Source organism: Sphingobium sp. TomMM7A, assembly GCF_055397305.1.
The window spans coordinates 2,550,116-2,561,584 of the sequence record NZ_AP027311.1 but is presented as its reverse complement, the minus strand read 5'-3'; the positions used below and the strand labels follow the sequence as shown (position 1 = coordinate 2,561,584).

General features: G+C 63.4%; 11 protein-coding genes. 7 read left to right on the top strand and 4 right to left on the bottom strand.

From position 1 onward, the window contains the following. Positions 1–38 precede the first annotated feature (38 nt). Positions 39–902 carry a sulfotransferase family protein gene (locus tag ACZ5ZH_RS12745; RefSeq protein WP_464775195.1) on the bottom strand — a complete coding sequence of 288 codons (864 nt, stop codon included), beginning with the start codon at positions 900–902 and terminating at the stop codon, positions 39–41. 242 nt (positions 903–1,144) lie between these two features. On the opposite strand from ACZ5ZH_RS12745, the gene ACZ5ZH_RS12740 reads away from it, so the two are divergent. The 6 genes from ACZ5ZH_RS12740 to ACZ5ZH_RS12715 are packed head-to-tail and all read left to right on the top strand — an operon-like array spanning position 1,145 to position 6,212. Beyond that, the gene (locus ACZ5ZH_RS12740; RefSeq protein WP_464775194.1) at positions 1,145–2,329 is read left to right on the top strand and encodes a glycosyltransferase family 4 protein; all 1,185 of its coding nucleotides are present in this window, start codon (positions 1,145–1,147) and stop codon (positions 2,327–2,329) included. Beyond that, on the top strand, positions 2,329–2,931 hold the full coding sequence (locus ACZ5ZH_RS12735) for a sugar transferase (protein WP_464771743.1): 603 nt from the start codon (positions 2,329–2,331) through the stop codon (positions 2,929–2,931). The genes ACZ5ZH_RS12740 and ACZ5ZH_RS12735 overlap by 1 nt, the downstream gene beginning before the upstream one ends. Beyond that, the gene (locus ACZ5ZH_RS12730) at positions 2,903–3,826 is read left to right on the top strand and encodes a methionyl-tRNA formyltransferase (RefSeq protein ID WP_464771742.1); all 924 of its coding nucleotides are present in this window, start codon (positions 2,903–2,905) and stop codon (positions 3,824–3,826) included. The genes ACZ5ZH_RS12735 and ACZ5ZH_RS12730 overlap by 29 nt, the downstream gene beginning before the upstream one ends. Continuing rightward, positions 3,823–4,506, top strand: a complete 684-nt coding sequence (locus ACZ5ZH_RS12725; RefSeq protein WP_464771741.1) for a PIG-L deacetylase family protein — start codon at positions 3,823–3,825, stop codon at positions 4,504–4,506. The genes ACZ5ZH_RS12730 and ACZ5ZH_RS12725 overlap by 4 nt, the downstream gene beginning before the upstream one ends. Before the next feature lies 1 nt (position 4,507). Continuing rightward, the gene (locus ACZ5ZH_RS12720; RefSeq protein ID WP_464771740.1) at positions 4,508–5,548 is read left to right on the top strand and encodes an ATP-grasp domain-containing protein; all 1,041 of its coding nucleotides are present in this window, start codon (positions 4,508–4,510) and stop codon (positions 5,546–5,548) included. Next, positions 5,529–6,212, top strand: a complete 684-nt coding sequence (locus ACZ5ZH_RS12715) for an HAD family hydrolase (protein ID WP_464771739.1) — start codon at positions 5,529–5,531, stop codon at positions 6,210–6,212. The genes ACZ5ZH_RS12720 and ACZ5ZH_RS12715 overlap by 20 nt, the downstream gene beginning before the upstream one ends. Before the next feature lie 9 nt (positions 6,213–6,221). On the opposite strand, the gene ACZ5ZH_RS12710 is transcribed toward ACZ5ZH_RS12715, so the two are convergent. The 3 genes from ACZ5ZH_RS12710 to ACZ5ZH_RS12700 all read right to left on the bottom strand — a co-directional run bounded on the left by ACZ5ZH_RS12710 (position 6,222) and on the right by ACZ5ZH_RS12700 (position 10,422). Next, positions 6,222–7,562 carry a lipopolysaccharide biosynthesis protein gene (locus ACZ5ZH_RS12710; protein ID WP_464771738.1) on the bottom strand — a complete coding sequence of 447 codons (1,341 nt, stop codon included), beginning with the start codon at positions 7,560–7,562 and terminating at the stop codon, positions 6,222–6,224. A 213-nt stretch (positions 7,563–7,775) separates the two neighbouring features. Further along, positions 7,776–8,969 (bottom strand): calcium-binding protein, encoded by a 1,194-nt coding sequence (locus ACZ5ZH_RS12705; RefSeq protein ID WP_460987286.1) that lies wholly within the window; start codon positions 8,967–8,969, stop codon positions 7,776–7,778. A gap of 280 nt (positions 8,970–9,249) precedes the next feature. Continuing rightward, positions 9,250–10,422 (bottom strand): glycosyltransferase family 4 protein, encoded by a 1,173-nt coding sequence (locus ACZ5ZH_RS12700; protein ID WP_464775193.1) that lies wholly within the window; start codon positions 10,420–10,422, stop codon positions 9,250–9,252. Positions 10,423–10,608: 186 nt separating this feature from the next. Between ACZ5ZH_RS12700 and ACZ5ZH_RS12695 the strand changes: the two genes are divergently transcribed. Continuing rightward, positions 10,609–11,454, top strand: a complete 846-nt coding sequence (locus ACZ5ZH_RS12695; protein WP_464771736.1) for a hypothetical protein — start codon at positions 10,609–10,611, stop codon at positions 11,452–11,454. Positions 11,455–11,469: the final 15 nt, after the last annotated feature.

The following is an 11,469-nucleotide window of genomic DNA, read 5'->3' as shown; positions in this document are numbered from 1 at the left end:
GATAAGCCGCCGCCGTTACTGGAGAATGACGGCGCGCCTCACTTCGCCGCCACGGCTTGAACGTCCCTCGTGGCAGGATCGCCGGTGATCCAGTGGCGCAAATCTATCTGGAGGATGTCTTGCAGGATCAACAGATCCTCGCAGTAAAAATCGCGCAGCATCTGCTGCAGTTCATCAGTGAGGGGCGGATAGCGGATCGGCGCCGCCAGGGATGCGCGCAGTTTCGCCAGATGGGGGTTGGAGCGGAAGGGGTCCAGCACCGGGCGCATCGGTTGCAGCATACGGCGCAGCGGCAACGGCAACATCGGGCTGGAGCTGTCATTTTTCCGGCTGGCCACCTCCTCGGGCGCGATATGTACCGGCACGCCGATATGGGTGCACACGTCCGCGATGACCTGTTCGGGCTGCTCCCGCAGCGATTCGTACAGGATCACATGAATCTGATCGCGCGGATAATGGCGGAGGAAACGGCGCAGATGTGCGCCGTAAAGCCCGCCCGACAGGAATCGCGACTGTTCAGGCTGGGCGCTTTCCAGATATTTGCGCGGGTCGCCGCCGACCTGTCCGCGTCGGAAGAGCATGCAATAATCGGAATAGGCACGCTGAACCGGGTCGCGCAGCTGAACGATGAGGCGGGCGTCGGGAATCATGGCCGTCATACGCTCCGGGGCTTGCGGATGCGCGAGATAGTCGGCCGACTTTTCCCCGATGATGCGGCCGGGCGGAGCGGGATCGAAGAGAGAAGCGTACCAGGCCGGGCCGCGATCATATTCCGAACTGAAATAATGCGGTTCGGCGTCAGGGAGCCACAGGCCGGGATGATTGCGGAGTTGATGAGCGATCCAGGTTGTCGCACCCTTCATGGCGCCGATAACGACGAAGCTTGGCTGGCGATCAATCATGTTCTTCAGATAGGGCGGATGTGGGCGCCGGGCAGTTGGGCATAGGTACGATCCGAAGAGGGGTAGAGGCCTTATCCCTTTGAGCAGAGATCAAATCCCGATCCCCATTCATCATCCGAAAGGATGGGCGGCTGGCCTCAAGTATAGGTGCGGAATGGTGCGGCGTTTTTCGGCTGCTTTGTCCTATGCTTGCCCTTGCCGCACCCAATAGCGCGGCGATCCGGGAGCAGTCACGGGACCGCATGAAGATCATCGTCATCGCCAGCCTCGCCTATTCGGTGATCAATTTTCGCGGGCGGCTGATCGCGGCAATGATCGGCAACGGGCATGAGGTCATTGTCTGCGCGCCCGGCCGCGATCCCGAAATCGAGGCAAAGCTGGCGGCGATGGGCGCGACCTACCTGCCCATCCCCATGGCGCGGGCGGGGATGAACCCTTTTGCCGATATGGGCACGCTGAGCTGGCTGATCGGTTGCTTCCGGAAACATCGGCCGGACGCGGTAATGGCCTATACGCAGAAGCCGATCATTTATGGCGGCATCGCCAGCCGGTTTTTCCCGTCCATCCGCTTCTACGCAATGGTGAGCGGGCTTGGTCATGTGTTCAGCGACGGTGAATCGCGACTGCTGCCCTATGTGCGGGCGATCGTGTCCATTCTGTACCGACAGGCGCTGCGCACCGCCAAGGCGGTGTTCGTCTTCAACAGCGATGATCGTGGCGAGATGCTGCGCCACCATATCCTGCGCCCCGACAGCCGGGTCATCCAGGTGCCGGGGTCGGGCGTGGACCTTTCCCATTATGCCCAGGCGGCTTTGCCGGAAGGACCGCCTGTTTTCCTTATGATTGCGCGGCTGCTGCGCAATAAGGGCCTGATCGAATATGTCGAAGCGGCCCGGATCGTCCGGGCGCGCTTTCCCGATGTGCGCCTGCAACTACTTGGGCCGCTCGATGAAAATCCGGCCGCCGTTTCGCGCGAGGCGATCGCCCAATGGCAGGACGAAGGCATCATCGAATATCTGGGCGAGACGCGCGATGTTCGCCCCTATCTGGGGCAGGCCAGCATCTTCGTTCTGCCAAGCTGGTATAGGGAGGGGCTGCCGCGCACGATACTGGAAGCGATGGCGGTGGGCCGGGGCGTGATCACCACCGACATGCCGGGCTGCCGTGAGCCGATCAGGCAGGGGGTGAACGGTTTCATCGTCGCGCCGCGCGATGCCAAGGCGCTGGCCGACGCGATGGTGCGGATATGCAAGCAGCGGGGCCTGCCCGCGCAACTGGGCATGGCGGCGCGCAAGACGGTTGAAGAAAATTATTCGGTCGAGATGGTGAATGCGCTGCTGCTTTCGACCATGGAGATGAACGGTCCCGTGGCCGGGCGGGCCGAGCGGAAGAGGGTCAACGCGCCGATCCTTGCCGGAGAATCCTGATGGGCATGAGGCGGCTGATCGACATGCTGTTCGCGGCCACCGCTTTGCCTTTGGCGCTGCCGGTCATGGCGGTCATCGCTGGCGCCATAAGGCTGACCGATGGCGCGCCGGTGCTGTACCGACAGATGCGCGTGACGAAGGGCGGGCGGGGCTTTCCCGTCATCAAGTTTCGCACCATGACCGACGCCCACGACCGGGATGGTCGGTTGCTGCCCGACGCCATGCGGACGACGCGGCTCGGCGGGTTCCTCAGGCGTTCGCGATTGGATGAACTTCCGCAGCTGTGGAACATCCTGACCGGGACCATGAGCCTGATTGGCCCCCGCCCTCTGCTGCCCGCGACCATAGAGGAAGCCGGAGAGCGGGGACGGCAGCGGTGCGCGGTCAGGCCCGGCCTCACCGGATGGGCGCAGGTCAACGGCAACACGCTGCTGGGTGAGCGGGACAAGATCGCGCTCGATCTGTGGTACATTGCGAACCGCTCCTTGTGGCTCGACCTTACCATCCTTGCCCGGACGATCAGCGTGGCCGTGCGCGGCGAACGGTCCAACCAGTCATCGATCAGGAGGGCGCATGAAGGCCATAGTCGTTGGCGCGGTTGAAAGCACGCGGGTCGCGGTGACGGCCCTTGGCGAATCCCGCCAATGGGATTTGGCGGCGGTATTCACCCTGCCGCCGGACCTTGCCCATCGCCATTCCGATTTCGTCGATCTTTCGGGCGAGGCCGAAAAAGCGGGGGCGCGGATGGTGCGAACCGCCAATATCAATTCCGATGCCGCGTTGCAGGCGATCCGCGATGTGGCGCCAGACTATATCTTCGTCATCGGCTGGTCGCAGATTTGCGGGGAGGCGTTCCGCGCCACCGCCAGAAGGGGAGTCGTGGGCTATCATCCCGCGCCACTGCCACGCCTGCGGGGCCGCGCTGTCATTCCATGGACCATCTTGCTGGATGAGCCCATTTCCGCTTCCTCTCTCTTCCTGATCGATGCGGGGGTGGATAGCGGGCCGCTGCTTGGCCAGCGTTATTTCCATCTGGCGCCGGATGAGACGGCAGCGACGCTCTACGCCAAACATATGGAAGCGCTGGAAGCGATGCTGCCGGACGTGCTCGAGGATATTGGGGACGGATCGCCGACGCTCACGATACAGGATGAGCGGTGCGCCACCTATGCCGCGCGCAGGCGGCCGGAAGATGCGCTGATCGACTGGTCGGCACCGGGATCGGCGATCTGGCGCTGCGTCAGGGCCTGTGGTCATCCCTATCCGGGCGCCTGGACGAGCTTTGCGGGCGAGAAGATCGTCATCGAAGAGGCGGCCTTGGTGCCCCTGCGCCATCATGCCGCCGCCATGCCGGGGCAGATTGTCGAGCGTATGGCGGAAGGCTTCGTCGTGCGCTGCGGCGACGATCAGGGATTGCATGTGCTACGCTGGCAGACGGCGCGGGAAGCGCCCCTGCCCAACCACGCCATATTGGGGCGGGCCAAGGCAGCGGCATGACCATGATCGATAGCATAGAGCGCGCACTGGTGATCGCGCCCCATCCCGACGATGAAGTTCTGGGCTGCGGGGGAACGATTGCTCGCCTCGCTGCCATGGGGCGCCACGTCGAGGTCGTCATCGCGACGCAGGGAAAGCCGCCGCGATTTGATACGTCGCAGGTGGAGCGGGTGCAGGCCGAAGCGCGCCAAGCGCATGAGCTGCTGGGCGTTGGGCGGACTCATTTCCTGGAATTTGAGGCGGCGGCGCTGGATTGCCTGCCCCGCACGGAGTTGAATGAGGGCATCGCCGCTGTGGTGGCGGAGAGCCGTGCCGACACATTGTTCCTACCCTTCCCCGGCGACCTGCATTTCGACCATGGCCTGATATTCGAAGCGGCGATGGTCGCGGCACGGCCGGTTGGGGCGCATTATCCACGGCGCATATTGGCTTATGAGACCGTGTCGGAAACCAATTGGGCGGCGCCATATCTGACGCCTCCGTTTCAGCCGCACGTCTTCATCGACATCAGCGAGCATCTGGATCGGAAGATCGAGGCCTTTGGATGTTTTGAATCGCAGGTTCGTCCTTTTCCCAATGAACGATCCTTCGAAACCCTGCGCGCGCTTGCGCAGGTGCGGGGTAGTTGCGTCAGCCGGCGGGCGGCGGAAGCCTTTGTGCTGATAAGAGAGGTAGCCTGACATGGACGCACCCACGACCCGGACTGGAGGAGCATCGGCAACCTTGGGCACGGATTGGGAGGGACCTGAACGCAGCGGCCGGTCGCTGCGCATGATGCTGAGTTCCGCCGGGCGGCGGGTCGGCCTGATGCGGAGCTTCCGCGAAGCGGCGGCGGCGCTGGGCATCGACCTTGCCATGTTTGCGTGCGATCTGAAACCGGACTGGAGCCCGGCTTGTGTCGAGGCGGACGGCAGCTTTGCCGCGCCGCCTGCGGAGAGCGATGGGTTCATTCCGGCGATGCTGGATATTTGCAGGCGTGAGCAGATCGAACTGATTGTGCCGACGATCGATACCGAACTTATCGCCTATGCCAGTGCGCGCGAGCAGTTCGCCGCGATCAACTGTCATGTGGCGGTTTCTGACGCGCCACTGGTCGAGATGGCGCGGGACAAGCTGGCCACGGGGCGGTTCCTGACGGGTGCGGGTCTCCCCTCCCCCGCTACCATATCGGTGGAGGATTATCTGGAGGGATCGGCCGATCTGCCGCTCCCGCTGCTGGCCAAGCCGCGACATGGCAGCTCCAGCCGGGGCATCGGCATGGTCTATGATCGCGAGGAGGTGGCGGCGCTCTACAAGAGTGAACCCTATATTCTCCAGCAGTTTCTGGCGGGGCGGGAATTTACGATCAGCCTCTATTTCGATGGCGAAGGACAGCTGCAATGCGCGGTTCCCCATGAACGGCTGCGGGTACGGTCGGGGGAGGTCGAGAAGGGCGTCACGGTGCGGCATGCGGTCATCCAGGACCTGGCTTGGCGGTTGGGCTCCGCCCTTCAGGGCGCGCGCGGGGCGATGTGCTTTCAGCTGCGGGTGGATGCGGAGGGGAACGCCTCCATTTTCGAGATCAATGCTCGGTTCGGCGGGGGCTATCCATTGGCGCATCGGGCGGGGGCGCGATTTGCGCAGTGGATGTTGGAAGAACGGCTGGGGCTGCCGCGCACGGCGGATGATGGCTGGCAGGACAATGTCCTGATGCTGCGTTTCGATGATGCCGTTTTCGTCTGAAAGCACGCGGTTCGAGCGCGTCATCGTGTTCGATCTGGACGACACGCTGTATCTGGAGCGCGACTATGTACTGAGCGGACTGGGGGCCGTAGGGCGATGGGCGAGCAACGCGCTGGGCATCGACGGGCTGGGCGAGGTGATGCGCGCGCGGTTCGACGCGGGGCGTCGCAGCCAGATATTCGACGACAGCTTGCAGGAGATGGGGCTTACGCCGTCGCCCCCTCTGATCGCGCGGATGCTGGCTACTTACCGGCAGCACCGGCCCGACATCTGCCTTGCGCCCGATGCGGAGCGGTTCCTTGCGGGACGTGACGGCAGGACGGGCTTTGCCGTGATCACCGACGGCTTTCTTGACGCGCAGAGGCGCAAGATCAGGGCGCTGGGCCTGTATGAGCGCGGCATCCACCTTGGTATCTGCACCGACAAGTGGGGACGGGAGTGCTGGAAGCCAAACCCGCGCGCGTTCGAGCATGTCGAGCAGATCTTCGGTCGGTCGGGCGGAAGGCTGACCTATGTCGCGGACAACCCGTCCAAGGATTTCACCGCGCCCCGATCACGCGGGTGGGGGACGGTGCAGATTGCCCGGCCCGACCGTATCCACAAGTTCGGCGTGAATGAGGGCGTGAAGGCCGACCGGATCATCGAGACGCTGGAAGAGTTCTGACGATCGCGGTTATTTCCGCGCGTCTTCCACCGTCCAAGGGGCGACGTTGATCGCCCGGCGCAGGCACAGCGTCAGGCTGCCCAGCCAGATCACACCGAATAGCAGATGGGCGATGTTCGCGCCCATTGCTCCGACCAGCGGAACCAGCGGAAACACGGCGCAGTAGAATGCCACGGTGCACGCCATCACCGTGCGAAGAAGAGCGCGCTGGTCGCCCAGGGCCAGCAGCCCGGCGCGGCTCGCAGACCCGCTGATCGCGAAGGTGACCGCCAGTATCTGGACGGTGAGCAACGGAACGGCTCCAGCAAAATGTGGCCCGACGGCAAGCCGCATCAGCGGCCCGCCAACCAAGATCATGGCGACAAAACAGAATATGCCGAAAGCTCCGAGCAGCAATTCGGTCTGGACCAGCACGCGGACGAAGGCGTGGCGCTTGCCCGCCGCCACCAACCGGCTGAGGTCGGGATAGACCACGGCCTGCACCTGCGCGCCGACCTGGAGAAGGATGCGGCTGATGCGTTTGGCGATGTGGAACAGGCCCGCGCTCGCCGGGTCAGCGAGCCATCCGACAATCAGCGTGTCCACCACCTGCACGCTCGACCACAGGGTGAGCGAGAGGTTCGACCCGAGCGCGAAACGCCAAATGTCGGGAAAGCGGCTGGTGATCCCTTTCGCCCTTGCTCGTAGCAGTTGGCGAAATCCAGGCTGAGGCAAAAAGCGCATGGCAAAAACGAAATTGGCAATCGAGCCCAAAATCTGGGTGATCGTCCATATGAGGATGATCTGGAGCATGCCCGCGCCCGCCAGATAAGCAACCACCACGCAGAGGAGGCGGACTAACGCGTTCGCGACCTGAATCTGCGCCACCGCGCGATATTGGCCCGCGAGCCTGAATATGGCGGTTGAGACACCGTTGAAGTTGAACAGTAGCGAGGTGGCGAAGAGGAGCGTGTAGCCGACATGCTGGAAGGAAAAGCCGAACAGATAATGTCCGGCGATCGTCAGCACGCTCGCGATCGCCCAGGCCGCGATGCTGCCGCCGATATCGAGCAGCCAGCCGAATTTGAGCAGCGCGAAATAGGTGACCGGGTCCGCGTGAGGATCGACGGTCGCCCCATTGCGGATCAGCGGCTGCCACGACTGAAAGCTGACGAGCCGCTCGCATGCCTGACCCAGCGTCAGGATCATGGCGAATATGCCATAGGTGGCAGGCCCCAGCAGCCGCGCGACCAGGGCAATGGACAGAAGCGTCAGCGCCAGCGTCGCGGCGGTGCCGGACAGAAGATGGAATACGGCCCGCGCACGCCGATGAGTCAGCGCATCGCGCAACCGAATCGCGGAAAAGGTCATCTTCAATCGAAATCCCACCGCATTCATCGGCACGCCACCTTCAGTCCTGTTTTTCGAGACTTATGATGGGACCGAAGCAGGGAAGACGCAGCTTCTCTGTCGTCTTAACTCCGAATAGCCGGTGCGGAGGAAGAATTGCGAAACGGGGCCGCGCACTCACCAGCAAGCAAGCGGCGCCCCGTTCCGTTCAGAAACGGCCGGTCTGCGCCGCCATCAGGCGAAGATGAAATCCGCAGCGGTGAAATTATGGGCGGTCAACGTCCCCAGGGGATCGGCAATGTCGATGCTGAACTTCGCCCCGGAAGAGGTGACGACATCCAGCAAGACGTTACCCGAGGCTCCATCATGCGCGAACACCGTACCGGGCGCTCCGCCCGAAGCATATTTGGTGACTCCCAGCTTTTCCAGCACGATGCGGTCGGCACCGTCCTGGAAATCCTCTATCCGGTCGCCGCCATCCAGCGCACCCGCGCCCTTGAAGACGAACCAGTCGGCGCCCGCGCCACCCCACAGCCTGTCGGCGCCCAGATCGCCGGTCAGCTTGTCGTTCCCGGCATCGCCGTGCAGCTCGTCGGCACCGCCGCCGCCCAAGAGCAGGTCGTCACCATCGCCGCCGAACAGAATGTCGTTCCCCGCCTCCCCATTCAGGGAATCCGCGTCCTTGCCGCCGTCGAGGAAATCATTGCCCGCGCCCGATTCCATATTGTCCCGACCGTCGCCGCCATAGAGCTGATCCACGCCGCCTTCGGAATCCAGAATATCGTCGCCGCTGCCGCCCGACAGATAGTTGTTGCCGTCGCCGCCATCGACCCTGTCATTGCCGTTGCCGCCGTAGACATAGTCGTCGCCCGACTGCCCCTTCAACTTGTCGTTGCCGTCTTCGCCGTAGATCCAGTCATTGCCAGCGCCGCCGGCCACGGCCTGGGTCGTCAGCAGGCCGGTCGCCGGATTGATTTCGTTCAGGAACCCGTCATCGCCAGCGCCAGCGTAGATGATGTCATCTCCCGCGCCTCCATCGATATAGTCGCGGCCCCCGCCCGCGAGGATGGTGTCATTCCCGGCATCCCCCAATATCTGGTCGTGCCCGTCGAGCGTTTCGATGCGATCGTTGCCGTCCCCGCCGACGACGATGTTGTTGCCCAGGCCGCCATAGATACGGTCGTTACCGAGACCGCCGTCGAGCGAGTCATTGCCGTCCTCTCCCCAAAGCTGGTCATCGCCCAAACCGCCCTTGAGGAAGTCGGCGCCCGCTTCCCCATGAAGCACGTCGTTGCCATCATTCCCCTCAATATAATCGTCGCCTAATCCGCCCCACAGCTGATCATTGCCTGCGCCACCGAATATACTGTCGATTAGGGATGTTCCCTTGATGGTGTCGTCTCCGACAGTCCCGTAAAACTTCGCCATTCACCCGCTCCCAGTAGAGGCCCCACGCGCATAAAAATGGTGCGGGACCGACATAACTGTCTCACGCTAATCTAAACGATAGGTTGATTGAAACCGCCGGGCAGGCGCGGATTCCGGCGAGTCCGGGAGCACGCGAAAGCCCATCTGGAGCCGCGCTTGCGACATTATGCGTTTTAGCGCAGTGACTTCCCCGGACAAGACTCCAGTTCGCACGCCTCAGGGCGCGCGCGCCGATAAATAATCAGCGTCGTCTAAAAGTGGCAAAAACAGGCTGCGCCGTTCAGATAGCGACAGGCCTGGTTGAGCTTGCCCCGGACTGGCGCGGAGCGATCGCCTCCATCGCTGCGCGCTCCCATTGGACAAGGACGCGGTCGACGGTGAAACGCTGAGAGCCGGCCCGCGCCCCTTCGGACAGGCGGCGGCGCTGATCGGGGTCGGCGCACAGGGCGGCGATGGCCGCGCCAAGAGCGGGCACGTCGCCGTCCGGGACCAGCAGGCCGCTGATCCCGTCGTCGATCATTTCGCCGGGGCCGAAGCGGCAATCAAAGGAGATCACGGGGACGCCCGCCGCCATGGCTTCGCCCACGACGATACCCCACCCTTCAAAGCGGGAGGAGAGGACGAAGATGTCGGCTTCACGCAGCCAGCCGCCATGGTCCTGCGTGACGCCCGGCATCGACACCCGGCCTTGCAGGCCTAGCGCGTCCCGCTGCGCTTCGAGCTTCGCGCGCTCCGGCCCCTCGCCCCAGATGGTGAGGGACCAATCGGGGGTCAAGGGGGCCGCGCGGGCGAAGGCGTCCAGCAGCAGGTCGAACCCCTTTTGCGGCACCAACCGCCCGACAGCGACGACCTGCCTGCCGCATGGGCGCGCCTCATCGATCGTGACAGGAGCATAGGTGGGATTGGGAATGACCCACTGGCGGGGACGCATGACCTTGGGGAAATATTGCATCGCGCCTTGCGTCATCGTCACCAGCCCGTGCGCGCGCGCATAGGTATAGCGGCGCAGAGCCGACCAGAAGGCGCCGGGTCGTTGCTGGGCGGGATTGTTGCGTTCCGACACGATCACCGGGATGCCGAGCGGCTTTGCGGCAAGAACGGTGACGACGTTGGTGCGCGTCAGGAAACTGATGATCAGGTCCGGGCGCGTGCTTGCCAGTGCCGTGCGGAGCGCGCCGATGCGATTGAAGACCGCGAGGGCGGATCGCAGCACGGGCAAGCGCCCGACGGGAAAGCCCAGCTGCGTGATGCTGACCGCCGGATCATGCGCATAATAAGGGCGCGCTCCGGGCTCTTCGAAGGCGAACAGACTGACCGTCCAGCCCGACCGGCTGAAATGATTGCACAGGAGGCTGACGATATGTTCCGATCCTCCAGCACACAGGCCGGGCAGAATGAAGGCGATGTGCGGCTTGCCTCCGCCTGAGGCATCCGTCCGGATCGGCATTGTCATCCGCGCACAGTGAAGCTTTGGCCGCGTCAAATCCATGGGACTTGCGGATTATCGCCAGTTGGTCGCGGCGGCCAAGCGGCTTAGCCAGAACCGCAGGCCGCTCGCATTTGGGCTAATCCCTATTGGCCTGCGTCATAGCCAAGCGCCCACTTCATGCCGCCGCCACACATTGTAGGCTCAACGGCTATGATAGTAGCAGCAACAGAATTTTTCTCGCACCCGGCAGAAGCCCTTCCCCAGCAGGTGGAAGACGCCTTCTTCAGTTCCATCAAGAACCCGAACAACACGTTCAAATGCACCTGGGGCGGACGGTTCGGCGCGCTTGACGGCCGTCTGGTGGAAGCGGTCAAGGCACGCGGGCTGGATGTGCGGGAAGTACTGGACGTCGGCGTATCGTCGGGGACGACCACGCTGGACCTGTGCGACGCCTTTGCACGCGAGGGATATCGGCCGCGCATCACCGGCACCGATTATGCCATCCATGCGTGGATCGTCCCGCTGGGCAAAAGATGCGCGGCGCTGCTGAACCCCGAAGGTCAGCTGTTGCAGGTCGACCTGTTCGGCCGGTCGATACAGCCATGGCGGCGCCGTCTGGATTATCTGACCGGCATGTGGCTGGTGCGGCCGATCCTGTCCCGCATCGTCGGCGGTCTGGCGGCACGCAGGCTGCGCCAGGGTGCGGGCGTCAGGAAGGTCGAACTTGTCAGCCCGCGCGTCCGCAACCATGGGCTCATCACGATTGTCGAGGATGATGTGCTGACCCCGCGTGACGGTTTCGGCCGCCGTTTCGATCTGGTTCGCGCCGCCAACGTCCTCAACGAAAATTACTTCGCCGAAGCCGACCTTCGAAAGGCGGTGGATAATCTTCGGTCCTATCTCAAGGGTCCAGGATCGCTGCTGTTCATCGTGCGCACGCGGGTGTCCGGGGACCATCATGGGACGCTGTTCGCCATGAGCGACAGTGGCGCCTTGGAGGTTGTGGAACGGATCGGCGCCGGATCGGAAATAGAAAAGTTGCTGACCGCAATGTGATCGGCACGGCTTCAG